At 66.5% G+C, this 22,122-nt stretch carries 23 protein-coding genes and 1 pseudogene; 11 read left to right on the top strand and 13 right to left on the bottom strand.

All coding sequences use genetic code 11. From position 1 onward, the window contains the following. Positions 1-38: 38 nt before the first annotated feature. Together ABDW31_RS23440 and ABDW31_RS23445 are read right to left on the bottom strand one after the other, a co-directional pair. Positions 39-1,826 (bottom strand): site-specific integrase, encoded by a 1,788-nt coding sequence (locus tag ABDW31_RS23440; RefSeq protein ID WP_184714650.1) that lies wholly within the window; start codon positions 1,824-1,826, stop codon positions 39-41. 1 nt (position 1,827) lies between these two features. Continuing rightward, positions 1,828-2,961: a tyrosine-type recombinase/integrase gene (locus tag ABDW31_RS23445; RefSeq protein ID WP_184714652.1), complete on the bottom strand. Its 1,134-nt coding sequence runs from the start codon at positions 2,959-2,961 to the stop codon at positions 1,828-1,830. Positions 2,962-3,118: 157 nt separating this feature from the next. Between ABDW31_RS23445 and ABDW31_RS23450 the strand changes: the two are divergent. Both ABDW31_RS23450 and ABDW31_RS23455 read left to right on the top strand, forming a co-directional pair. Next, a pseudogene (locus ABDW31_RS23450) lies at positions 3,119-3,184 on the top strand (metallopeptidase family protein); the annotation flags it as partial. Then, positions 3,181-3,585, top strand: a complete 405-nt coding sequence (locus tag ABDW31_RS23455) for an SWIM zinc finger family protein (protein ID WP_343699699.1) — start codon at positions 3,181-3,183, stop codon at positions 3,583-3,585. The pseudogene ABDW31_RS23450 and the gene ABDW31_RS23455, both read left to right, overlap by 4 nt. On the opposite strand, the gene ABDW31_RS23460 is transcribed toward ABDW31_RS23455, so the two are convergent. After that, positions 3,582-4,064: a GFA family protein gene (locus ABDW31_RS23460; RefSeq protein ID WP_343699700.1), complete on the bottom strand. Its 483-nt coding sequence runs from the start codon at positions 4,062-4,064 to the stop codon at positions 3,582-3,584. The genes ABDW31_RS23455 and ABDW31_RS23460 overlap by 4 nt on opposite strands. A gap of 25 nt (positions 4,065-4,089) precedes the next feature. Beyond that, complete coding sequence (locus ABDW31_RS23465; RefSeq protein WP_343699701.1) at positions 4,090-4,794, bottom strand: NAD-dependent deacylase; 705 nt, start codon at positions 4,792-4,794, stop codon at positions 4,090-4,092. Between the two features lie 152 nt (positions 4,795-4,946). Here ABDW31_RS23465 and ABDW31_RS23470 point away from each other — a divergent pair, with 152 nt between their 5' ends. The 5 genes from ABDW31_RS23470 (at position 4,947) to mmcB (ending at position 8,243) form a co-directional block, all read left to right on the top strand. Next, a complete protein-coding gene (locus ABDW31_RS23470) occupies positions 4,947-6,074 on the top strand; it encodes a ferritin-like domain-containing protein (protein WP_343699702.1) in 1,128 nt (375 codons plus the stop codon). 54 nt (positions 6,075-6,128) lie between these two features. Then, positions 6,129-6,644, top strand: a complete 516-nt coding sequence (locus tag ABDW31_RS23475) for a lipocalin family protein (protein WP_343699703.1) — start codon at positions 6,129-6,131, stop codon at positions 6,642-6,644. Next, positions 6,641-7,171, top strand: a complete 531-nt coding sequence (locus ABDW31_RS23480; protein WP_184714662.1) for a lipocalin family protein — start codon at positions 6,641-6,643, stop codon at positions 7,169-7,171. The genes ABDW31_RS23475 and ABDW31_RS23480 overlap by 4 nt, the downstream gene beginning before the upstream one ends. Positions 7,172-7,240: 69 nt before the next feature. Continuing rightward, positions 7,241-7,756, top strand: a complete 516-nt coding sequence (locus ABDW31_RS23485; protein WP_343699704.1) for a hypothetical protein — start codon at positions 7,241-7,243, stop codon at positions 7,754-7,756. Positions 7,757-7,787: 31 nt separating this feature from the next. Then, the gene (gene mmcB, locus ABDW31_RS23490; protein WP_343699705.1) at positions 7,788-8,243 is read left to right on the top strand and encodes a DNA repair putative endonuclease MmcB; all 456 of its coding nucleotides are present in this window, start codon (positions 7,788-7,790) and stop codon (positions 8,241-8,243) included. A 198-nt stretch (positions 8,244-8,441) separates the two neighbouring features. Here mmcB and ABDW31_RS23495 read toward each other — a convergent pair whose 3' ends face one another. Both ABDW31_RS23495 and recQ read right to left on the bottom strand, forming a co-directional pair. Then, positions 8,442-8,765, bottom strand: a complete 324-nt coding sequence (locus tag ABDW31_RS23495; protein ID WP_184714669.1) for a hypothetical protein — start codon at positions 8,763-8,765, stop codon at positions 8,442-8,444. 48 nt (positions 8,766-8,813) lie between these two features. Next, on the bottom strand, positions 8,814-10,655 hold the full coding sequence (gene recQ / locus ABDW31_RS23500) for a DNA helicase RecQ (protein WP_343699706.1): 1,842 nt from the start codon (positions 10,653-10,655) through the stop codon (positions 8,814-8,816). Between the two features lie 215 nt (positions 10,656-10,870). On the opposite strand from recQ, the gene ABDW31_RS23505 reads away from it, so the two are divergent. Further along, positions 10,871-12,835, top strand: coding sequence for a penicillin-binding protein 1A (locus ABDW31_RS23505; protein WP_343699707.1), 1,965 nt, complete (start codon positions 10,871-10,873; stop codon positions 12,833-12,835). Positions 12,836-12,974: 139 nt separating this feature from the next. On the opposite strand, the gene ABDW31_RS23510 is transcribed toward ABDW31_RS23505, so the two are convergent. The 3 genes from ABDW31_RS23510 to ABDW31_RS23520 form a co-directional block, all read right to left on the bottom strand. Further along, the gene (locus ABDW31_RS23510) at positions 12,975-13,694 is read right to left on the bottom strand and encodes a M48 family metallopeptidase (RefSeq protein WP_184714675.1); all 720 of its coding nucleotides are present in this window, start codon (positions 13,692-13,694) and stop codon (positions 12,975-12,977) included. 50 nt (positions 13,695-13,744) lie between these two features. Next, positions 13,745-15,007 carry a polyhydroxyalkanoate depolymerase gene (gene phaZ / locus ABDW31_RS23515; protein WP_184714677.1) on the bottom strand — a complete coding sequence of 421 codons (1,263 nt, stop codon included), beginning with the start codon at positions 15,005-15,007 and terminating at the stop codon, positions 13,745-13,747. 113 nt (positions 15,008-15,120) lie between these two features. Then, positions 15,121-16,257, bottom strand: coding sequence for an acyltransferase (locus ABDW31_RS23520; protein ID WP_343699708.1), 1,137 nt, complete (start codon positions 16,255-16,257; stop codon positions 15,121-15,123). Between the two features lie 65 nt (positions 16,258-16,322). On the opposite strand from ABDW31_RS23520, the gene ABDW31_RS23525 reads away from it, so the two are divergent. After that, positions 16,323-17,078 (top strand): polysaccharide deacetylase family protein, encoded by a 756-nt coding sequence (locus ABDW31_RS23525; protein WP_343699709.1) that lies wholly within the window; start codon positions 16,323-16,325, stop codon positions 17,076-17,078. Between the two features lie 4 nt (positions 17,079-17,082). On the opposite strand, the gene ABDW31_RS23530 is transcribed toward ABDW31_RS23525, so the two are convergent. Continuing rightward, positions 17,083-18,165 (bottom strand): GNAT family N-acetyltransferase, encoded by a 1,083-nt coding sequence (locus ABDW31_RS23530; protein WP_343699710.1) that lies wholly within the window; start codon positions 18,163-18,165, stop codon positions 17,083-17,085. A gap of 72 nt (positions 18,166-18,237) precedes the next feature. After that, a complete protein-coding gene (locus ABDW31_RS23535; RefSeq protein ID WP_343699711.1) occupies positions 18,238-18,831 on the bottom strand; it encodes an SCO family protein in 594 nt (197 codons plus the stop codon). A 74-nt stretch (positions 18,832-18,905) separates the two neighbouring features. Between ABDW31_RS23535 and ABDW31_RS23540 the strand changes: the two genes are divergently transcribed. Both ABDW31_RS23540 and spdR read left to right on the top strand, forming a co-directional pair. Beyond that, complete coding sequence (locus ABDW31_RS23540; protein ID WP_184714687.1) at positions 18,906-20,306, top strand: ActS/PrrB/RegB family redox-sensitive histidine kinase; 1,401 nt, start codon at positions 18,906-18,908, stop codon at positions 20,304-20,306. Between the two features lie 101 nt (positions 20,307-20,407). Further along, positions 20,408-20,965 (top strand): stationary phase response regulator transcription factor SpdR, encoded by a 558-nt coding sequence (spdR, locus tag ABDW31_RS23545; RefSeq protein WP_172274379.1) that lies wholly within the window; start codon positions 20,408-20,410, stop codon positions 20,963-20,965. A gap of 42 nt (positions 20,966-21,007) precedes the next feature. On the opposite strand, the gene ABDW31_RS23550 is transcribed toward spdR, so the two are convergent. After that, entirely contained in the window at positions 21,008-21,793 is a 786-nt protein-coding gene (locus tag ABDW31_RS23550) for an SDR family oxidoreductase (RefSeq protein ID WP_343699712.1), read from the bottom strand. A gap of 44 nt (positions 21,794-21,837) precedes the next feature. After that, on the bottom strand, positions 21,838-22,122 hold the full coding sequence (locus ABDW31_RS23555) for a 4a-hydroxytetrahydrobiopterin dehydratase (protein WP_184714691.1): 285 nt from the start codon (positions 22,120-22,122) through the stop codon (positions 21,838-21,840).

Genomic DNA, 22,122 nt, shown 5'->3' on the forward strand with positions numbered 1-22,122 from the left:
GCCCGTTTTGGACGAACGAGGGGTTGCCCATGACGTCCTCACTCGACCTCCACTGTGGGTGGCAACATGGCCATTATCGAGCGCGCTTCCTCAAGTGCATCAGCCGGAAAGCGCGGTATTATATCTCGCTCAAGTATAGCCAACTTGTCAGCGTAGAGTGCATTCCAGCGATCGGGCGAGACCGTGCGCCTAGCATTCGTTAGCGCTATTTGCGTCTGGAGCAGTCGCGCCAAGGTCTGCGATTCCAGCGGAATAACCGCGTGAGGGCAAGTAAAGCAACCAAGCCATGCTGTGCAGAGCCTGCCCTTTTGCTGCCCCGGCATGGGGCTGTTCAGCGGGTCCGAACAGGTGAAACCAGAGGCGGTGGCGCTGCTCGCATCGACATCGCTTTGGTGGCTCGGTGCAGGCGGGGCCTCAAAGAGCCCGGCCCTGATCGCGTCAACAAATCGAGCCTGAAGCTTACCGATCTCGCTAGCCCGGGCATTTCGGGCGGACGGGGCGTCAACATACAGTCTTGTCGTCTCAGGGCTCGCGTGGTTGGCCAGAGCCTGGGTCTTTAAGATGTCATTGCCAAGCGCGGCATGCGCAAGGGAGAGGCCTGTGGTTCTGAGGGAGGCCAGCGTGAGCCGTAGAGGCGCGCCCTCGTCATCGACAAGATCGTGTCGTTGAACAAACTCAGCCAGTTTGTTGAGGATGAGATAGCCTGGCGGCGGTTGAACCTGCCGATGCCGCTCGGTCGCGCCATAGATGAACAAAAGGTCCCGATGGCGAGGCTCGCAGCGATCGAGTAGCGGCTCGGTCATCGCTAGAACTCGATCGATCAAGCTCGGCGGGGACATATCCTTGTCGCGCAGAAATGTCCGACGTTGAGTTCGTCCCGACCTCGGCTTTTCCCAGCTAACTATCGATCTGCCATCAAGAAAAAGGTGTTCGGACAAGCAATCGCGGCGGATCAGTCTCAGGGCGTCAGGGTTGGCGAAAAGCTGACTGCCAATGGCGATCATGTAAGGGATCACCGCTTCCAGCGTCATGTGAAAGTACCGGCTCATTGAACTGATACCACCGGCGAGCCGAACAGCGCGAGCGAGGGGCGTAAATCCTGCACCCTTTCTCGTGAGCACCGACCAACTGGGCACTTCTGGGCCAAAGCGATCGTGAAGCGCCTTTATCAGAGTGGCCCTACAAGCTAAATCAAGGTTTCTGGGCGCAACTCTGCTGGTGCACTCACCGCTAGCAATTGCAGACTGACCGTACAGGAACAGATTCCAACTTTCGTTTATTTCAAGCCTACAAGCATTCAACACGCGCTTGATTTCGGCCTTGGATAAACCCTCGCGCCTCTTTGCATGTAGGTTGCGATTGGGAAATGGATTGAATGGAAGTTCGAGATCGTCACTAACCCATGCGGGGCGTCTAATCTGCATCCATCGCAAAAGGAGCTTCGGCGGCGTCCATACACCGCTCTTTGTGCCAATTGTCCAACCTGGATGGTGATCGATCCAGGATATGAATGCGTGAAGCGTTTCTGTACTTATTAGCTTGGTTTCGGTAATGGCCGCATTTTGCGGAAAATTAAGAAAATCAAAGAAATACTTGATCGTGTAAAAAGCTGTACGGCGGGTCTGAGATGCCGCCGACAAATAGTGTTCGTAAAAAGCTTCGACGAATGCGCAGCGTATATCGCCGTTGCCCGCGTAACGGTTGAAGTCGAATGTTTCCGGCGGTCCACCATCCGGTGCCGAAAACCGAACTATAAGGTCCGAAGGCGACGGGGAAAGCGCCACCACCTTTTGTGATATCGTGTAGTTTTTTCTGGAGCGGGCCATCTTAGAAAAGATCCCGAAACAGATCGTCCATGGTTACATCGATATGCGCGATGTCAGCTGCGATGACGTCGAGGTAGATCATCGTCGTTTCGATGCTCTCGTGACCTAGCAGAGTCTGGAGGGCGAGTAGCGGTTTTATGTCGGACCGCCCCACCGCCTCCCTTTGCAGGATACTGAGCATCGTAGCCGCGAAGAGGTGGCGCAGCCGGTGAAATGTGACCGGGTCACCAATCTTCCGGGCCGCTTCATAGAACACTGAACCCACTCTTCGCGGTGACATAGCCGTGGCGCGGGAAGTCAGAAACACGCGGTCCCCAGACGTTCGCCCGCGGCGGCGCGCACGCTCTATCGCCACGGCGCGCTCTTCCCTCACATACGACCAGGTCCGGTCGATGAGTGGCAGGGGCGGGTAGACTTGACGAGGCTTTCCACCTTTCGTGGTCGATAGCCCGACAGGGATCAGCGCAGCTCCGGCGGTCATCGATTGCGCTGGGAGTTCAGCCAGGCGGAGGTTGGCGATTTCCATCCGTCGCATGCCGGTTGTTAGCGCCCATTCGGCGATGAGCCTGTCCCGTTGCCCCATGGAACGAAGAATCGTTCGAACTGCCTCAAGTTCTGCGGGGCGTGGCAACCGTCGTCCGGTGCGCAATGTCAGGTCATTGATCGAGCCTCGGCCGCCCCTGGCATCTACGTGGGCCAGAAAGGTCCGGCCTCGACTAGGGCCGAGTCCCGTCAGCACAGGCGCCTTATCAATTAACTTGACCGCTTCGCACCAACGGTAGAAGCGGCTCACCGTTCTCAGCCGCGCGTTGATAGTCGATCGAGCAAAGGCGCGACCGGTTATTTGGCTGCCACCCTCAAGCATCCCGTTCCGATAGGCAGCCAGTTCATCCGGGCCGATGTCATCCCAAAGCCAGCCGTTGGCTTCGAGGGTTTGCCACCAGTCGAACAGAGCCTCGGCATATGTACGCCAAGTTTCAGGGCTTCTGGAGCGCCCTCTAACGAGGGCGATATGCAGCAACCAAGCGCACGCCGGTTCGATCAGTTTCATCTCGCCGTCGAGCAACATCGGCACGCCGGCTGTCGGTTGCCCGAGTGGAGAGAAATCCCGTGTTGTGTACAGCAGCTCGGCCATGCGAACTCACCGGACGGTGGAGCGCGACCGACCGCCGCGCTGCGCTGCGCAAGGGCTACGCGCAACGGCCGATCGCGAATGCCAGCGTGAGCGAATAGAAGAGCTTTGGAAAGCCATGGGCCGATTACACCGATGACGGTATTGGGATAGTCCCTAACACGAGATCGGCCACCATTTCGGCCTGTCGGACGACGACATCCACCGCATCGAGGACGAGGAATGAGCCTGTTCGATCAGGAAGCCTGGCGCGAACGCATGGACGAGCGCTGGTTCGACACCGGCGCGACCATGGCCGAGGCCGGCGCGGTCGACCTGGTGGCCATCGAGGACGAGAAGGTCACCGCCCATGTCACCGGCAGCGTCGGCGACCTCTATGTGGTGACATTGCGCGCGCCGGCCGGCGAGGGCTCGTGCACCTGCCCGGGCTTCGAGAAGTTCGGCGCCTGCAAGCACCAGGCGGCTGTGGTCGTCGCCGCCAATACGGCCGACCTCGCCAAGGTCCGCGAGCGGATGGCGAAACTACGCGACGGCCTGGCCCTGGACAGCAAGGACGCCCTGATCGAACGCCTGGCCGAACTGGCCCGCGTCCAGCCCGGCGTGCTGGCGGCGCTGGAGGGGCGTTAGAGGAAGTCGTCCAGCGCCTTGCGCTTGACCTTCGGCTTCGGCCGCTCCCACATCACGCCGGGATAGCCTTTCAGCGGAACCAGCTTGCCGCCGGTATAGGCCCAGTCCGGCGCCTCATCGAGCGCAGTGTGATAGCGCGGCTCCCGACCCGTTCGACCATCGAACAGGGCGCGGGGCAGGTTGATCATGGTGGGGGCGCGCTTGCGCTCCATGGCCAGCGGCGCGCCGCAACGGCTGCAGAAGCTGCGCGTCGTCCCTTCGTGCTCATGGCGGGTGACCAGGTCCTCGCCCTCTAGCCAGCGGAAACGGCTGCGATAGCTGCCGACATAGGTGACGTAGGCGCAGCCCTGGGCGCGGCGGCTGGCGGCCGAGTGATCGTGGAACGCCCAGCGGGCCGGCACGCCGATGGCGATCCGCACGGCCCCGCAGGCGCACGATCCCTCGGCTTCCTCGGCGGGCGGTTTCAAGGTCTTGGCCATGGCGGCTCCTTTACAGCAGCTGCTGTCAGCCTTGTGTCAGCACCCGCTCGACCCACTGCGGCACGACCTCGCTGGCCGGGCCGTACAGCTTCTCGTCAAAGACATAGGCGTTGGCCGACGGCTCCAGATTGATCTCGCAGGTCGGCACGCCCATGGCCCGGGCCATCTCGACAAAGCCGGCGGCCGGATAGACCGAGCCGGAGGTGCCGATCGAGACGAAAAGGTCGGCCTCGGACAGGGCGTCCTCGATCTCTTCCATGTAGAGCGGGATCTCACCGAACCAGACGATGTGCGGGCGCGCCACGCCTTCGCGTCCACAGGCCTGGCAGACGATCTCGGCCGTCAGCGGCGCGGGGTCGGGCCATGTCGCTTCGCAGGCATGGCAGCGGCTGACGGCCAGTTCGCCGTGCATGTGCACCACGCGCTGCGAGCCGGCCCGCTCGTGCAGGTCGTCGACGTTCTGGGTGCAGAGGAAGAGCTCGCCGCCCTGCGCGGCGAGGCCGGCCTCGAGCCGCGCCAGGGCCTCATGCGCCGCATTGGGAACCGCGCCGGCCAGGTTCTCGCGGCGGGCGTTGTAGAAGTCCCGCACCAGGGCCGGATTGCGCGCGAAACCCTCGGGCGTGGCGACCTCGCTCAGGTCGTACTTCGTCCACACCCCGTCCTTGTCGCGGAAGGTGCCCAGGCCGCTCTCCGCCGAAACCCCGGCCCCGGTCAGCGCGAAGATCTTCATTCCGCCTCCTGATGAATGCACTGCAGCAAACTTGACGCCGCCGTCATTTTTAATTTGACCACCGCCGTTCGTTGAGTTGACAGTGTTCAGATAGGCGACACCGCCGCGTCAGACGGCCCCGCCTGCACCCCCGGCCGACAGGGAGCGCCGCCATGACCGACAAGAACATCACCAAGGACGCCATGTACGACGCCGTGGCGCCGGACGACTTCGAAGCGATGCTCGAACTCGACCGCTACGGCAACCGCTCGTCGGCCTTCGACAAGATCATCGCCGCGACCCACGACCACTTCTGGGATCCGCTGGACAAGACCTATATCGATTTCGACGAGCCGTTCGACATGGAGAACCAGCCGCTGGTTCCCGAAGATCTCGTGATCGCTCTGTCGACCGACTACGTCTCGAACCACCTGACCGATCCCAAGCAGCGCACCCGGTTCATCAACCAGTCGGTGCTGCGCAGCTTCTCGTCGATCCTGCATGGCGAGCAGGGCGCGCTGAACCTGTCGGCCAGCCTGTGCCACGTGCTGAAAGACCAGGGCGCACAGGAATACGCCGCCAACCAGACCCGCGAGGAAGCCCGCCACGTCACGGCTTTCGCCAAGTACATCAACACCCGCTGGGGTCGCCCGGTCGAATGCGGCCCGGCGCTGAAGACCCTGCTGGTCGAGATCATCGGCGCGCCCGAGGTCTACAAGAAGATCATCGGCATGCAGATGCTGGTGGAAGGCCTGGCCATGGGCGCCTTCGCCACCTTCTACAACAACATCCACGATCCAGTCGGCAAGAAGCTGCTGCAGCTGGTGATGACCGACGAGGCCTTCCACCACAAGTTCGGGAAAATCTGGGCCGACCGCACCGTGCCCAAGCTGACGCCCGAAGAGCACGCGATCATCGAGGACTGGGCGGCGCACTGCTTCCAGACCCTGCTGTTCAACCTGGTCTCGCCGCACCAGCAGCTGGACCTCTATGCCGAGTTCGGCCTGGATCCCGACAAGGTGGTCGAGGAGTACGGGAAGATCATGACCGACGACCTGCGTCGGGAGAACATGAAGGAGCAGACCAACATCTTCCGGGTGCTGGTCAAGACGCTGCTGAACGCGGGCATCATCACCGACCGCACCAAGGCGTTCTACGCCATGTATGTCGACCTCAACGAGCTGAAGAACGAGGGCGAGCGCATGGTCGGCGACGACATCGCCGAGGACGGCATCCGCTATCTGCAGGCCATCAACTTCAAGGACCGACCGGCCGGCGCAGTCAGCATCGCCGCCGAGTAGGCGGAACATCATTTGATCGACAGGCGTTTGGGCGAACCTAGCAGAGGTTCGCCCATGCGCTTCTCCCTCATCGTGTTGCCCGCCTTGGCGGTTCTCGTCGCTGGCTCAGCCTGGGCCGCCGCCAAGCCGCCCACAAAGCCCGTTCCTGCCGCCTTCTTCTCTGGCCGCTGGTATGAGATCGCGCGCACACCCAACTCGGGCCAGCGTAACTGTCAGGCGCCCACGACGAGTTTTACCGCCCAAGGCATGAACTTCAGGGTTCGTCAGGTCTGCCACCGAGGGTCCCCGCGCGGCGCTGAAAAGGTGTTCAGCACCAAGGGGCGGATCCTGCCGGGCGGCCAGAACAACCGCTTCACCATGAGCTTCTTGGGCGGGCTGAAGAAGCAGGAATACTGGATCCTCGACAGCGCCGCCGACGACAGCTGGGGCATCATGGCCACGCCCGGCGGCAACTATGTCTGGCTGCTGTCGCGCACCCCCGACCTGCCCGCCGCCACCAAGGCCGTGGCCATCGAGCGCGTGAAGGCCCTCGGCTACCAGAAGCTGGAATACCCGGAGCACCCCGCATGAAGCCGCTGTTCGCCGTGCTCGGCGCCTTGACCCTGACCGCCTGCGTCGCCGGCCCGGTCGGCAACCCCAAACCCCCGCAGCCGGCCAAGACCGTCGAACTCGAGCGCTATCTGGGCCGCTGGTACGAGGTCGCCCGCTACGACATGCGCTTCGAGAAGGGCTGCGAGGGCGTCACCGCCGAATATTCCAAGCGGGACGACGGCCTGATCCGCGTACTCAACACCTGTCGCCAGGGCGCCGTGGACGGCCCGACCAAGGTGGCCGAGGGTAAGGCCAAGGTCGTCGACACGGCGACCAACGCCAAGCTCAAGGTCAGCTTCTTCGGCCCGTTCTTTGGCGACTACTGGGTGCTGGACCATGCCGACGACTACAGCTGGTCGATCGTCGGCGAGGGCTCGGGCCGCTATCTGTGGCTGCTGTCACGCACCTTGCCCACCGAGGCCGACCGCGCCGCCCTGACCGCCCGCGCCAAGGCCCTGGGCTACGACGTGAGCATGCTGCGTCCGACGAAGCAGCCGACGCCCTGATCGCCCTGGCGCTCACCCCCGCCGGACCGCTAGACAACCTGCGGTGAATCACGCGCGTCGGGGGACGTCATGAAGTCTTGGATCCTGCTCGTCGGCCTGGCCGCCGCCACGCCCGCTTTGGCGCAGGCCGATCCGCCGCCCGCGCCGGTCCCGGCTTCGGTGCGCGCCCTCGAAGGCTGCTGGACGGGAACGGGCCATGTCATGGGCAAGGCCGTAACCCTCGACCTCTCCGCCAAGCCGATCACCGAAGGGACCATGTTCCTGGTCGAGGCCCAGAGCCATGCCGTCGCCGACCCCAAGGACCGTTACGCCGCCCACCTGGTGTTCGGCGGCAAGGGCGGCGCGCCCATGGCCGTATCGGGCTTCTGGATCGACAGCTTCGGCGGCGATTTCACCGCCACCGGCGCGGGCGCGGCCACCGCTGACGGCTTCGACATCGCCTACGCCTATCCCGACGCCAGCTTCGTCAACCGCTGGCGGCGCGCGGGCGAGACCCTGTCGTGGACGATCGTCGCCAAGACCGCCAAGGCCGAGAACGCCTTCGCGCGCTACGACCTCAAGCGAACCGCCTGCCGCCCCGCTTGATTAGCGAACAAAGCTGGAACATGATGCGGTCGTGGACGTCATCATCCAGCTCCAGAGCCGACCCGAGACCACCCTGGCCGTGACCCGGGGCGCCGCGCGGCTGCTCGTCGACCTGGGCTATGCGCCGCTGGCCGAGGTGACGCTGCCCAATGGCCGCCGCGCCGACCTGATGGCGCTGGGTCCCAAGGGCGACGTGCTGATCGTCGAGGTGAAGTCGGGGCTGGAAGACTTCCGCGTCGACCGGAAATGGGGCGAGTACGCACCCTATTGCGACGCCTTCTATTTTGCTGTCGCGCCCAGTTTTCCGGACGGGATCCTGCCTGAGGAACCAGGGCTTGTGGTCTGCGACGGCTTCGGCGGCGCGATCGTGCGCGAGGCCCCGGCCACGCCTCTGGCGCCGGCGCGGAGGAAGGCCCTGACCCTGGCGTTCGCGCGCCTGGCGGCCCTGCGGGCGGCGGGGGTGAACGCCGAGCGCTTGGCGCTGTAGAAAATCCCTCTCTCATAGAGAGAGGGAGGGGCCCATCCCAGCGAGCCGGGATGGGAGGTGAGAGATTTCACCCTTTCCGGAAAATCCATAGCCATGGGAGCACGGCCGCGCTCCAGTCGGTGAGGGTGTAACCCCTCACCCTTCCACCGCTACGCGGCGGGCCCCTCCCTCTCCCTATGGAAGAGGGTTGGGATATGGCTAGTCCAGGTTCCGGGCGATCAGGAAGCCCACGCCCAGGCCGATGGCGAATGCGCCGAGCGCGACGCCGACCGGATGTTCCTCGGCGGCGTGGTGGGCGACCTGGGCCTTGTCCTTGGTCCAGGCGGCGCCGACCTTGGCCTTTTCCGACGCGAAGGTGCGGGTCTGCTGGGCCACTTCGGTGGCGGTCTCGCGGGCCGACTTCACGGCCTTGCTGACCGCTTCCTTGGCCTTCTGGGTCTTTTCGGCGGTCGTCTTCTTAGCGCCGTCCAGCGCGGCCGCGGCGGACGAGGTGTCGGGCGTAAAGCTGCTGATGTCAGTCATTGGGGGAGGCTCCTAGGCTTGACTGGGAGCTAACACCTCGGGAGCCGTTTAGTTCTCCCGCACGACCTTCAAAACCGCTTCCCCGTAACGGTCCAGCTTGCCCTGACCAACCCCGCCGGACTTGCCCAGCGCCGTCAGATTGGCCGGTCGCGCTGCGGCGATCTCGGCCAGGGTGGCGTCGTGGAAGATGACATAGGGCGGCACGTGCTGGGCCTGGGCTGCTTCCCGGCGCCAGGCGCGCAAGGCCTCAAACAGCACCTGGTTCTCGGCCGGAATGGCCAGGGCCTTGCCCTCGCGACGCTTGCGCGCGCCCGTGGCGCGGCCTGTCTCGGGGGCCTCGGCCATCTGGCGCAGGGCCACCCGGCGCTCGCCGCGATAGACCTGACGCACGCCCTCGACATCGCCCAGCCCGATCAGCGGCCGACCGTCATTGGGATCTTCGCGCAGCAGGCCCTCGAAGATCAGGGTGTCGAAAAGATCGCGCCAGACCGGCTGGCTGAACTCGCGGCCGATGCCGAAGGTCGGCAGCTGGGCCTCCTGCGGCGTGACGTCCTTGGTCTTGCCCAGCAGGTGATCGATCAGCCGTCCGCGCCCGAAGCGGCCGCCCATGCGGTGCACGGCCGACAGCGCCTTCTGGGCAGCCTCAGTGGCGTCGATCCCGGTCGGCGGCGAGACGCAGACGTCGCAGACCCCGCAGCGGGCCACGCCCTCCTCGCCGAAATAGCGGCGGACGGCGGCGGCGCGACAGGTGACGCCTTCCAGCATGGCGTAGAATTGCCGCAGCTTTCGGCTCTGCGCCTGGCGGACCTCGTCCGGGGCCTCGCGGGTCTCGATGCGGCGACCGGCCCAGGCCATGTCGGCCGAGCCGTAGAGCGTGATGCCCTCGGCGGGCTGACCATCGCGGCCGGCGCGGCCGACCTCCTGCCAATAGGCCTCGATGGCGGCCGGCGGGTCGGCGTGGATCACATAGCGGACGTCGGGCTTGTCGACGCCCATGCCGAACGCGATCGTCGCCACCATCACCGCGGCGTCGGCCTCCAGAAAGTCCTCCAGCCGGCGGGCGCGCACGGCCTTGTCCAGACCGGCATGGTAGGCGAGGGCTGGAATGCCTTCCGCATTGAGTTTCTCGGCCAGCTTCTCGGTCGAGTCGCGGCTGCCGGCATAGACGACGCCGGCCCGGCCGGGACGCTCCAAAACGAGCTCCACGACCCGGTCATGACCCTTGCCGCGCTTGCGCTCGGCCGACAGGGCCAGTTCCGGACGGGCGAAGCTGTCGACGAACTCGGCTGCGCCCTGCAGGCGCAGTTCCGCCCGGATGTCGTCGCGGGTGCGGGCGTCGGCGGTGGCGGTGACGGCCAGGCGCGGCACGTTCGGGAACAGCTCGGCGAGGCGGCCCATCATCCGGTATTCGGGCCGGAAGTCGTGGCCCCACTGGCTGACGCAGTGAGCCTCGTCGACGGCGATCAGGGCCAGCGGCGTGCGCGAGAGGCGATCCAGCATCCACGGCTGCATCAGGCCCTCGGGCGACAGGTACAGCATGTCGACCTCGCCGGCGTCGATGCGCCGCCAGATGTCGCTGCGCTCGTCCAGCGAAATGGCGCTGTCCATCCGCTCGGCCGCCACGCCCGCCTGGCGCAGGCCCTGGACCTGGTCGGCCATCAGCGCGATCAGCGGCGAGATCACCAAGCCGACGCCCGGCCGGATCAGCGACGGGATCTGGTAGCACAGCGACTTGCCGCCGCCGGTCGGCAGCACGGCCATGGCGCTGTGGCCGGCCAGAATCTCGTTGATCACCCCCGCCTGCATGCCGCGAAAATCGGCATGGCCGAACGTGCGCCGCAGGACGTCGCGCGCGTGATCGAGTTCGGGGGATTCGGGAGGAACGTACACGGCGGCTCTTTTGGCAGCGTCGGACGGCGCGGCCAAGGGCGTCATGGTCGGGACCTTTCGGAAACTCAATTCCAGGTAGCACAATGCCGCCAATCCCGAAGCGTCACAAGAGCGCCTTAAGCTTCGTTCACCTCTCGTCAATCTTGTCGCGTGTTGTGTGGGCTTGAGATAAACGGGACACGCTCCCTATCGGCGCGTAGGCATACAGGACGACCATGGCGAACGGACCCTTCGGCGGGAACAAGGCGGCCAAGCCGCAGCGCACCCCGCTCCAGGCCCTGGTCTATTGGGGCACGGTCCTGGGCGTCTGGGGCCTGATCTTCGTCGTGGCCTTCTTCGCGGTGTTCGCCAGCGACCTGCCCGACACCTCCAAGCTGTACGACGTCAAGCGCCAGCCCTCGATCAACTATCTGGACCGTTCAGGGGCCCTGCTGGCCGTGCGCGGCAGCCAATATGCGCCGCCGGTCGATATCGACGCCCTGCCGAAATACGTGCCGGCCGCCTTCGTGGCGATCGAGGACCGCCAGTTCTACCACCACTTCGGCTTCAACCCCTGGGGCATCATCCGCTCGCTGGCCTGGAACATGACCCATGACGGCGGGCCCCAGCGCGGCGGCTCGACCATCACCCAGCAGCTGGCCCGCAACCTGTTCCTCAGCCCGGCGCAGAACTATCGCCGCAAGGCCCAGGAGCTGATCCTGGCCGTGTGGCTGGAGATGAAGTTCTCCAAGAACCAGATCCTGGCCCTGTACATGAACCGGGTCTATTTCGGGGCCGGCGCCTACGGCATCGAGGCCGCCTCGCAGCGCTATTTCAACAAGCCTGCCAAAGAGCTGACCATCGGCGAGGCCGCCCTGCTGGCCGGCATGATGAAGGGTCCCGCCCGCTACTCGCCGGTCTCGGCCAAGGAACGCGCGGCCCGCCGCGCCACCATCGTTCTGGACGAGATGGTGCGCATCAAGGCCATCACGCCCGAGCAGCGCGGCGAGGCCTTCAAGACTCCAGTGCAGGTTTCGGCCACCCTGGCCAACCAGCGCGCCCAGTACTTCACCGACTACATCGACGCCCAGGTCCGCTCGCTGGTCGGCGAACCGACCGAGGACCTGGTGGTCGAGACCACCATGGACCTGCCGATCCAGGCCTCGGCCGAACGCGCCGTCAAGCTGGGCGTCGACGGTCACATCAAGCAGGGCGTCGAGCAGGCGGCCCTGGTAGCCATCGACGGTGAGGGCCGCATCCGCGCCTATGTCGGCGGCGCCGACTATGCAGAGACCCAGTTCGACCGCGCCACCACCGCCCGCCGCCAGGCCGGCTCGGCCTTTAAGCCGTTCGTCTATCTGACCGCCATGGAGCAGGGCCGCACGCCCGCCGTGATGGTGGTCGACGAGCCGGTGAAGATCGGTAACTGGGAGCCGCGCAACTACACCAACAAGTATCTGGGTCCGATGACCCTGCAGACGGCGCTGGCCCAGTCGATCAACACGGTCGCCGCGCGCCTGGCCTCGGAGGTCGGCACCAGCAACGTCGCCGCCACCGCCAAGCGCCTGGGCATCACCAGCAAGATCCAGCTGGACCCGTCGATGGCCCTGGGCGCGGTCGAGGTCTCGCCGATGGAGATGGCCCAGGCCTACGCCCCGTTCTCGAACGGCGGCTTCCTGGCCAAGGGCTACGGCATCGAGCGCATCCGCACCGCCAGCGGCAAGGTCCTGTACGACCACAGCGTCGACAAGCAGGCCCGCGCCGCAGTGATCGGCTCGCCGGCCCTGCAGTACATGAACCAGATGATGCGCCAGGTCGTGGCCTCGGGCACCGGGGCGCGCGCCAAGGTCAGCGGCTATGACGTGGCCGGCAAGACCGGCACCACCAGCGACTACAAGGACGCCTGGTTCGTCGGCTACACCGGCGGCTTCGTCACCGCCGTCTGGACCGGCAAGGACGACAACACCCCGATGAAGCGGGTGACCGGCGGCGGCGCTCCGGCCGAGATCTGGCGCACCTTCATGGCCGCGGCCCTGCCCCGCCTGAAGGCCACCCCGATCCCCGGCGGCATCGTCGAGCCGCCGCCCGTGGCCACCGAGGACCCGATCGGTGACCTGATCAACCCGGAACCGACGCCGGAAGGCCCGGCGGCGGAGACCCCGGCGGGCACGCCTCCGCCGGTGGATCAGCTGCCTTATTAGCGAGACTAGATCCTCCCCCGCGATGCGGGGGAGGTGGCCCAGAGGGCCGGAGGGGGCCAACACGGCCCAAGTCCAGCTTGCCCCCTCAGTCGCTCCGCGACAGCTCCCCACGCAACGCGGGGGAGCATCTGCTATCTCACTAGGCACCGACCGCGTGCAGCTCGGCCGCGTGCGCCCTTAGCCAGGCGCGGTGCGGCGTCGGGTCTCCCGCCAGCTGTTCGCACAGCGCCCAGAACCGCGGCCCGTGATTGGCCTCGATCAGGTGAGCGCATTCGTGGGCGGCGACATAGTCGGCCACCGCCGCCGGGGCCAGGATCAGCCGCCAGCTGTAGCGGATCGCCGCCGGCGTGCGCGACGTCGCCGGCCGGCACGAACCCCATCGCGCCTTGGGATCGGCCACCGCCACCGACGGCATGGGCCGGTTCAGGGCCGCGGCGTGGATGGCGGTGCGTTCGGTCAGCACGGCCAGCGCCTCGCGCTTGGCCAGGCGGACGATCTTCAGCCCCCAGTTGGCGTCGTCGGGCGCGACGATGCGCTCCCCGTCGATGCGGGCCCGGCCGGGGCCGACCTCCAGCCGATAGGGAATGTCGTTGAGGCGTAAGGTCCCGCCGGGCGCCAGGTTCATCCGCTCGGGCAGGGCCGCCAGCTGCTTGGCGATCCAGCCGGACTTTTCCTGGGCGAAGGCGACGGCCTCGTTCAGGCGCTTGGGATTGGGGGCCAGGGCGACGATCTCGGACTTGGCCCGGTCGACGCGCAACGAGATGCGCCGCGCCCGGCCGTCCACCCGCAGGCGGACGGGCCAGCCGCCGATCTCCAGTCGATCACCATCCGAGAAGCGTTGAGCCGAGCGCGCGAACATCTGGCGCTAAGATCGTGTGCGCCGCGCTGAGTAGCAAGGCCGACGCGGCGTCAGGCTTCTTCCTCGAAGTGCGGGTCACACTTGCGGATGAACTTGCGGACGCGCGGATAGATCTCCTCGCGGAAGCGACGACCGTTGAACACCCCGTAATGGCCCACGCTGGGCTGGACGTAGTCCAGCTTCAGGTCGTCGGGGATGTTGGCGCACAGGGTGTGGGCGGCCTGGGTCTGGCCGATGCCGGAGATGTCGTCGTTCTCGCCCTCGACCGTCATCAGGCCGATGTCGGTAATCGCCTCGGGCTTTACCCGCACGCCGCGATGGGTCAGCTCGCCCTTGGGCAGCAGGTATTGCTGGAAGACGATGTCGATGGTCTGGAGGTAGAACTCCTCCGTCAGGTCCAGGACCGACAGATACTCGTCGTAGAACTCCAGGTGCTTGTCGGCGCTGTCGCCGTCGCCCTTCACCAGGTCGTTGAAGTAGCGGCGGTGGGCTTCCTGGTGGCGCTCGGCGTTCATGCTCATGAAGCTGGCCAGCTGGACGAAGCCCGGATAGACGCGCCGCCCCGCGCCCGGATAGGGCGGCGGCACGGTGTAGATCATGTTCGACTGGAACCAGGTGAACGGCTTTTCCTCGGCCAGCTGGTTCGTGACGGTCGGCGACAGGCGCGCGTCGATCGGCGAGCCCATGAAGGTCATGCTGGCCGGGCGCGAGGGGTGGTTCTGCTCGGCCATCAGGGCGGCGGCGGCCAGCACCGGCGGACCGGGCTGGCATACGGCCACAACATTGGGACGCGGGCCCAGCACCGACAGCATCTGGATGACGTGGTCGATATAGTCGTGGAAGTCGAAGCGGCCTTCCAGCACCGAGACGTTGCGGGCGTTGACCCAGTCGACGATGAACACGGCATGGTCGGGCAGGAACGCCTCGACCGTGCCGCGCAGCAGGGTGGCGTAGTGGCCCGACAGCGGCGCGACGATCAGCACCGCCGGATCCAGCGAGAACTTCCCGGCCCGGCGCATGTCGGCCATGTCGCGGTCGAACTGCACGAGGCGCGCCCACGGGCTTTCCCAGACCACGTTCTGGCGCACGCGCACATCGACCTGGCCGATCTTGACCGTGTCGATGTTCCAGCGCGGCTTGCCGTAGCGGCGGGTGATGTTGGCGAAGAGATCCGCGCCCGCGTGCAGGCGTCGGCCCACGGCCGAGTCCGCGGCCGGGTTCAGCGGCGATCCCCAGAAATCCCTGGCTGCCAGCGCCGCCAGGCGCATCGGCGTGGAGGCGTAATAAGCCGCCTCATGGAGAGCGTAAAGCATGGCGCACCCGCGATGTTGCAACGCAACATAACACGCCCAACCCTAAGAAAGTCTACCCTCTCACGACTTTTTGCGCCGCGTCATGGCGTCGCTTGCGCGGAGAGGTGGCGGCGCTAGGGGCGTCGCGCGAGGCGTGCACCCAGGCGGGTGCCGGGCCGCTCGATGAGCCGGTACAGCACCAGGCTCACCAGGATCGCCAAAACCAGGGCCAGCGACTGGAAGGCCAGCATCTGCCCGTGGCTGATCTTGGGCAGGATCGCCAGGGCGACGGAGCCCATCCCAGCCATGACCAGCACGTGGCAGAGATAGAACGAATAGCTGGCCTGCCCCAGGCCGCGCGCGACGGGGTTGGCGAAGATCCACTGGAACATCCGCCCCAGGACTGGCGCCTGAGGACCCCAGACCAGCAGGATGAAGAACACGCTCCAGAGCAGCAGCGGGCGCTGCTCGTCGACGAAGAAATAGAGCGCCACCAGCACCGTGGCCATCAGCGCCAGCGGCGAGACCCGCAGCGCGCTCAGCCGCTCCAGGGTCAGCCGCGAGCCGATGCCGACCGCGAAATAGCCCGCCGCCTGGGCCAGGGTCGGATAGCCGGCGTAGGACCCCATGCGCCCGGCGTTGTACAGCACGGCCAGGGCCACCGCGCCCAGGCTCAGGAGAACGACGCCCTTGGTCGTGCGCACCGCGGCGATGACAAACGGCGCCACCAGATAGAACTGCCACTCCAGGGAGATGCTCCAAGCCGGGGCCAGGAACGCGCGGTTGCTGTAGGGCAGGATCTCGTCCGGGATCAGGCCGTGCAGGCCGCTGAGATGCGCCAGTATATGGGCCCAGCCGTTCGTCTGCAGCTGGGTCAGCCAGTCCAGCCGCTCCTGCTTGAAGCCCGCCCAGTCCGTCGTGTTCGCCCAGGGGACCTGCTGGACGAACGTGGCCAGCATGGGCGTCATCGCCACCGCGATCAGGAAGCACACGACATAGACCGGGAAGATGCGCCACGCGCGCCGGGCGATGTACGTGCCGTAGGTTTCAGGGCTGCTGAGCCGCAAATGGGTGATGACGAAGCCGCTGAGCACGATGAACTCGAGCACGGCCTGGTGCCCCGACAGCAGCAGGGTCATCACCGCGCCGCCGTCCATGATCCCCGAGAAGTTCAGGGCGTGGCCGACAGCCACCCACAAGGCCAGATACCCGCGCAGACCTTCGATCTCGTTGAAATGTCGCGCTTTGCAATCTGGGCGGGATTGAACCATGCCTTAACTTGCGGGTGCTAGTCTAAACATCGCGTTTCTATTTCGTTACCCAAACTGAGTACTCAATGAACCTCATTTCGCGGGCCAATAGTTTCGCTACCCGGCACTGGCCGTCCAAGCGCGCCAAGCCCGCGTCCCCGACCGCGGTCGCCAGCATCACGTTCGACGACTTTCCCAAGAACGCCTGGACGATCGGCGGCGAGATTCTGGCGCGCTACGACGCCAAGGCGACCTATTACGTCGCCGGCAGCTTCTGCGGCCGCACCGAGGACGGACTGGACTATTACGACGCGGCCGACCTGCGCGCCCTGGTCGCCGCGGGCCACGAGATCGGCTGCCACAGCTTCTCCCACCAGATGTCGCCGTCGCTGAGCTCACAGGCGCTGATCGACGAGGCCGAGCGCAACCTGGCCTTTCTCAACACCGCCCTGGGCCCGTTCAACCCCGCCAGCTACGCCTATCCCTACGGCGAGGCCTCGCCGCGGACAAAGCGTCTGCTGGGCGATCGCTTCGCCACGGTCCGGGGCATCCGCGGCGGCGTCAACGCCGGCACGCTGGACCTGGGCATGCTGAAATCGATCCCGCTGGAAGCCCGACGCTGGATCCCGGCGGAGATCGACGCGGCCATCGACACCGCCGCCGCCCAGGCCGGCTGGGTGACCTTCTTCACGCACGACGTCTCCGACGCGCCTTCGCCGTTCGGCTGCACGCCGGCGATGCTGGAGCATGTGCTGCAACGCCTGCAGGCCACCGGCATCCCGGTCCTGACTATCAAGGACGCCGCCGCCCGCATCGGCCTGCCGGCCCAGGCCGCGGCCTGAGGTTTTAGGACGGCGACGGGGCGACCGCGGTCAGCGACCGCTCCAGCTTGCCGAATGCGCGTTGCGGCAGCTGACCCAGCTTGCCCAGCGCCGCCAGCTTGGACGTCGAGCGATTGGCCGCCACGGCGACCGCGCCCTGTATCGAGGCGGCGTAGGCGATCCCGCTGACCAGCGGCGCTTGGCTGTTGGCGAACTCCCGCTTCCAGACATAGTCGCCCGGCCCCAGGTCCATGGTCGTCACGCCCTGGTCCGGCGCGGCCTTGGCGATCTCCACGGCCAGCAGGTGGCCGGGGGCGTAGTGCGAGAAGTCCCGCTCGAAGGCCGGCAGCCAGTGATGGATGACCGGTCCGCTGCGCAGGCCCAGATGACCCGCCGCGAAGACTCCGTCGATCCAGAGGGTCGACAACACCCGCCCGAAGCCGCCGTCGCGCGACACCGGCAGGGCGTCGATCAGCCGCCGGCTCCAGTCCCAGGACAGCGCATCGGGGTGGCCCGAGGCGCGGTACTGCTGCGACTTCAGACGCATCAGGTCCCGCAGCGGCGCGTCGTCATGGTCCTCGACCGTCACGGTCACCGAGCGACCGTCGGCCTCCAGCTTGCGCATGGCGCGGCGGAAATTGGCCACCGCCTTGGGCGCCGCCCGGCCGCCGGGGGGACGCGCATAGGCCTCGAAGCCGTCCGCCAGATCGACCACATGCGAGAAGCTCTCCGAGCCGCCCAGGCCGCCGAAGCCGGCGTCGCCCTGCGGCGCGGCGTCGAACCGGAAGGCGGGTGCGGCGCAGGCCAGGGCGGTCCCAGCGTCGATGGCTAAGCCGGGCTCGGAGACAAAGCCGTGCCAGTCGCAGAAATTGGCGCCGCCCGGCCGCGCCAGGCCGATCGGGCTGGGATGATAGGGTAGAAAGGCCACGGCGCGTCCGTCGCGCGATCCGCGCACGACCCGCAGGTCGCCGCGCGCCGCGCTGACGGCGTCAAACCAGCCGCGGTCGAAATAGGGGCTGTACAGGCCGGGCGTCGCGGCGCGGAACGCATCCCAGGCGCCGCGATCGGCGTCGCTGAGATCGCTCCATTTCAACGTCTGAAAGTGCATCGCCGTCTCCTGCGGTCGCAGTTTCGGCGAGACAGCCTAAGGGCGCGTAAAGTCCGCGCGCCCACGAAGCCTTCAGCCCTCGCGCATCGCGTCGTCGATGCGGCGGGCAATGTCGGCCGGCGGCAGGTTGTAGGGGATCACCGTCTTGAAGCGCCCCTTCTCGTCCATCAGGTAGATCGCCGTCGAGTGGTCCATGGTGTAGCCGGGGCCGTCGCCGGCCTTGGCGTGATAGACCTTGTAGGTCTTGGCCGCGGCGTCGGTCTGGTCCTGGGTTCCGGTCAGGCCGATCGTGCTCTTGGGCACGTAGTCGGCCGACAGATAGGCCTTCATCTGCTGGGGCGTGTCACGGGCCGGGTCGATCGAGATGAAGACGATCTGCAGCTTCTGCGCCTTGTTCGGACCCAGGATGTCCGTCGCGGCCGACAGGCCTTGCAACGTGCCTGGGCAGACATCGGGGCAGTAGGTGAAACCAAAGAACACCGCGCTCCATTTCCCCTTCAGCACCTTCTCCGTGGTGGGGGCGCCGTCCTGGTTCACCAGCTGGAACGGACCACCCACGGCGGCGGGGGCCTGGCTCTTGAACACCCCGGCGCGCCAGGCCAGGCCGCCCACGACGACGAAGCCCACCAGGCAGGCCAGGATCAGGAAAAGGCGGTGACGAGGCATGTGCAATTCATCCTTTTGCTCTCGCCCAGCCTTTTGCTCTCGCCATGCGCGCAATTCTGGACAATCTTGCGATCATGGCTGACGCATCGTTCGCTGGAGCGCCCGACGACCCACGTCTGAAGGGGCTCGATAAGCCGGGCGAAGACCCGGCGCAAGACGATGGCTGGTCCTGGATGGCTCCCGGACTGCGCCGGGGTCGTCTGCGGGTTCGCACCCTGCTGGCGCAACGCTGGCTGTGGGTGGTGGGCCAGACCGCCGTCCTTCTGGTGGCCGGGCTGGGCCTGAAGCTGCACGTGCCGTGGGCGCTGTGTTTTACCCTGATCGCCCTGTCGGCCTGGCTGAACGTCCTGCTGGGCCTGGCCTCCAGCGGCCAGCGACTGGCCCGCGACGGCGAGGCCACCGCCCAGATCGCGTTCGACATCCTGCAGCTGTCCGGCCTGCTCTATCTGACCGGCGGCGCGCTCAATCCGTTCTCCCTGTTGCTGATCGCGCCGGTAACCCTGTCGGCCGCGACCCTGCCGGCCCGCTACGCCATCGGCCTGGGGGCGCTGGCCATCGCCTCGTCGATCGTGCTGGCCATCTTCCACATGCCGCTGCCGACGCTGGAAGGCGCGCCGCTGCACTACACGCCCAGCCCGCTGATGCTGGGCATCATCGTCACCGCGCGGATCATCGGCATCATCCTGACGGCGGCCTATGCCTGGCAGGCGGCCAGCGAGTCGGCCCGCATGGAGCTGGCCCTGAACGTCACCGAGACGGTGCTGGCCCGCGAGCAACGCCTGTCGGCGCTGGGCGCCCTGGCCGCCGCCGCCGCCCACGAGTTGGGCACGCCGCTGGCGACCATCTCGGTGGTCTCGCGCGAAATGGCCCGCAACGCCGTCAGCGAAGAGATCCGCGAGGACGCCGAGCTGCTGATCGGCCAGGCCGCCCGCTGTCGCGAGATCCTGGCGCGCCTGACCGAGATGCCCGAGGCCAAGGACGCCGTCCACGAGCGCATGAGCCTGGTGCAGCTGGTCCAGGACGTGATCGAGCCGCACCTGGTGCACGGCATCCGCGTCGAAGCTGTGGTCAACGGCCCGGCCGGCGACACCGCGCCCGACGTCTGGCGCCGGCCCGAGATCATTCACGCCATGACCTCGATCGTCGAGAACGCGGTCGACTTCGCCCGCAGCGAGGTGATCGTCATCGCCCGCTTCGACGCTCGCTATGTCGTCATCGAGGCGCGCGACGACGGCCCGGGCTTCTCGCCGGAGGTGCTGGCCAAGCTGGGCGAGCCCTACGTCACCACCCGTCCCGGTGCGGAAGGATCGCGGACGGGCCACATCGGCATGGGCCTTGGCTTCTTCATCGCCAAAACCTTGCTGGAACGAACTGGCGCCACCGTGGATTTCCGTAACGGACGACGCGGCGGCGCCGTGGTTTCGGCGCGCTGGCCCCGGCCTGCGCTAGAAGCTCCGGGTTATATCGGGGTCTGATCGCGAGAATGTGCGAAGGGGCTTGCAGTCTCTCGTGAAGGCAGGAAAGTATAGGTTGTTATTTGGCCTATCGAGTATTGGCCCGGGGAGGGGCTGACTTCATGGCGGATATCGGCGAGCTGGTCGCGGCCCTGCCCGACAAAACTCTGCTTCTGCTGGACGACGACGGTCCGCTGCGGACCCGATTGGGACGCGCGCTGGAACAGCGCGGGTTCGAAGTGACCCTGGCCGCTTCGGTGGCCGAAGCCCTGACCATCCTGCGCAGCCATGCGCCGGCTCACGCCGTGCTGGACATGCGCCTGGAGGACGGCTCTGGCCTAAAGGTGGTCGAGGCCGTGCGCGACACGCGCCCCGACGCCAAGGTCATCATGCTGACCGGCTACGGCAACATCGCCACCGCGGTGGCGGCGGTGAAGGCCGGGGTGGTCGACTATCTTTCCAAGCCCGCCGACGCCGACGACGTGGCCCGAGCTCTGCTGGCCGCCAAGGGCGACGCCCCGGCTCCGCCGGAAAACCCGATGAGCGCCGACCGCGTCCGTTGGGAACACATCCAGCGCGTCTACGAGATGTGCGGTCACAACGTGTCCGAGACCGCCCGCCGCCTGAACATGCACCGCCGCACGCTGCAGCGGATCCTGGCGAAACGGGCGCCGCGTTAAGCCGACAAGCCGCGCCCGCGCCATGCGCGGGCGCTTTGACCGTCACATCGCCGAGATGCCGCCATCGAGGCGCATTTCCGCGCCGGTCATGAACTTGCTCTCGTCGCTGGCCAGGTAGAGCACCGCATTGGCGATGTCGTTGGGTTCGCCGATGTGGCCCAGCGGGATCTGGCGCCCCAGCTTGGCGTGAGCCTCTTCCTTGCCCAGGCGCTGGTTCAGCGGATCCAGGATCGGCGTGTCGATGAAGGTCGGGTGGATCGAGTTCGAGCGGATATCCAGCCCCTGCTTGGCGCAGTAGAGGGCGACATTCTTGCTCAGCAGCCAAACCGCCGCCTTCGAGGCGTTGTAGGCTGGCGAGTTGTGGTTGGCGATCAGGCCGGCGATCGAACTGATATTGATGATCGAGCCCGGCTGGTGAGCGCGCATATAGGTCAGGGCGTGCTTGGCCCCCAGGAAGACGCTGTCGACATTGATCGACATGATCTTCTTCCAGAGATCGAACTCCATCGCCTCCAGCGGCTTGTCGCCCGCCACGCCGGCGTTGTTCAGCAGCACCGAAATGCCGCCCATCAGGTCGTTGGCCTTTTCCAGGGCCGCGATCCACTGGTCTTCCTGGGTGACGTCCAGCGGCAGGGCGAAGGCCGTGCCCGCGCCATGCTTGGCGTTGAGCTCGGCCGCCACGGCTTCGGCGCCGGCCAGGTTGATGTCGGCCACCGTGACCTTGGCGCCTTCCTCGGCCAGACGGCGCGCGGCAGCGGCGCCCAGGCCCTGGGCCCCGCCAGTGATGAAGGCCTTCTTGCCGGCGACCCGGCCCGTGCTCTGCGCCATTGGGGCGTCCTCCCGATTATAATTCAAACGGGAGTTTGAAAGCTTCAGGCGGCGCTGTCCATGAACTTCGCGAGCTGGACGTCCAGTTCCGTCACGCCGTCGGCGTCGTGGGTGGTCAGCAGCACCTCGACACGGTTGTAGACATTGAACCACTCGGGGTGATGGTCGAGCTTGTCGGCCTTCAGGGCCACGCGGGTCATGAACCCGAAGGCCGCGTTGAAGTCGGCGAACCGATACGTCTTGGCGATGGCGTCCTTGTGGTCCGGGGCGACGGCCCAGCCTTCGAGCTGAGCGATCGCGGCGGCGGCGCCGATCCTGGGGCGGGACAT

The sequence above is a fragment of the Caulobacter sp. genome (genome assembly GCF_039596335.1).
Lineage (GTDB): Bacteria > Pseudomonadota > Alphaproteobacteria > Caulobacterales > Caulobacteraceae > Caulobacter.

Excerpts from the sequence above, each read along its gene's own strand:
- ABDW31_RS23440 (WP_184714650.1), bottom strand. The coding sequence starts at position 1,826 with ATGGCCCGCTCCAGAAAAAACTACACGATATCACAAAAGGTGGTGGCG.
- ABDW31_RS23445 (WP_184714652.1), bottom strand. The coding sequence starts at position 2,961 with ATGGCCGAGCTGCTGTACACAACACGGGATTTCTCTCCACTCGGGCAA.
- ABDW31_RS23455 (WP_343699699.1), top strand. The coding sequence starts at position 3,181 with ATGAGCCTGTTCGATCAGGAAGCCTGGCGCGAACGCATGGACGAGCGC.
- ABDW31_RS23460 (WP_343699700.1), bottom strand. The coding sequence starts at position 4,064 with ATGGCCAAGACCTTGAAACCGCCCGCCGAGGAAGCCGAGGGATCGTGC.
- ABDW31_RS23465 (WP_343699701.1), bottom strand. The coding sequence starts at position 4,794 with ATGAAGATCTTCGCGCTGACCGGGGCCGGGGTTTCGGCGGAGAGCGGC.
- ABDW31_RS23470 (WP_343699702.1), top strand. The coding sequence starts at position 4,947 with ATGACCGACAAGAACATCACCAAGGACGCCATGTACGACGCCGTGGCG.
- ABDW31_RS23475 (WP_343699703.1), top strand. The coding sequence starts at position 6,129 with ATGCGCTTCTCCCTCATCGTGTTGCCCGCCTTGGCGGTTCTCGTCGCT.
- ABDW31_RS23480 (WP_184714662.1), top strand. The coding sequence starts at position 6,641 with ATGAAGCCGCTGTTCGCCGTGCTCGGCGCCTTGACCCTGACCGCCTGC.
- ABDW31_RS23485 (WP_343699704.1), top strand. The coding sequence starts at position 7,241 with ATGAAGTCTTGGATCCTGCTCGTCGGCCTGGCCGCCGCCACGCCCGCT.
- ABDW31_RS23495 (WP_184714669.1), bottom strand. The coding sequence starts at position 8,765 with ATGACTGACATCAGCAGCTTTACGCCCGACACCTCGTCCGCCGCGGCC.
- ABDW31_RS23505 (WP_343699707.1), top strand. The coding sequence starts at position 10,871 with ATGGCGAACGGACCCTTCGGCGGGAACAAGGCGGCCAAGCCGCAGCGC.
- ABDW31_RS23510 (WP_184714675.1), bottom strand. The coding sequence starts at position 13,694 with ATGTTCGCGCGCTCGGCTCAACGCTTCTCGGATGGTGATCGACTGGAG.
- phaZ (WP_184714677.1), bottom strand. The coding sequence starts at position 15,007 with ATGCTTTACGCTCTCCATGAGGCGGCTTATTACGCCTCCACGCCGATG.
- ABDW31_RS23520 (WP_343699708.1), bottom strand. The coding sequence starts at position 16,257 with ATGGTTCAATCCCGCCCAGATTGCAAAGCGCGACATTTCAACGAGATC.
- ABDW31_RS23525 (WP_343699709.1), top strand. The coding sequence starts at position 16,323 with ATGAACCTCATTTCGCGGGCCAATAGTTTCGCTACCCGGCACTGGCCG.
- ABDW31_RS23530 (WP_343699710.1), bottom strand. The coding sequence starts at position 18,165 with ATGCACTTTCAGACGTTGAAATGGAGCGATCTCAGCGACGCCGATCGC.
- ABDW31_RS23535 (WP_343699711.1), bottom strand. The coding sequence starts at position 18,831 with ATGCCTCGTCACCGCCTTTTCCTGATCCTGGCCTGCCTGGTGGGCTTC.
- ABDW31_RS23540 (WP_184714687.1), top strand. The coding sequence starts at position 18,906 with ATGGCTGACGCATCGTTCGCTGGAGCGCCCGACGACCCACGTCTGAAG.
- spdR (WP_172274379.1), top strand. The coding sequence starts at position 20,408 with ATGGCGGATATCGGCGAGCTGGTCGCGGCCCTGCCCGACAAAACTCTG.
- ABDW31_RS23550 (WP_343699712.1), bottom strand. The coding sequence starts at position 21,793 with ATGGCGCAGAGCACGGGCCGGGTCGCCGGCAAGAAGGCCTTCATCACT.
- ABDW31_RS23555 (WP_184714691.1), bottom strand. The coding sequence starts at position 22,122 with ATGTCCCGCCCCAGGATCGGCGCCGCCGCCGCGATCGCTCAGCTCGAA.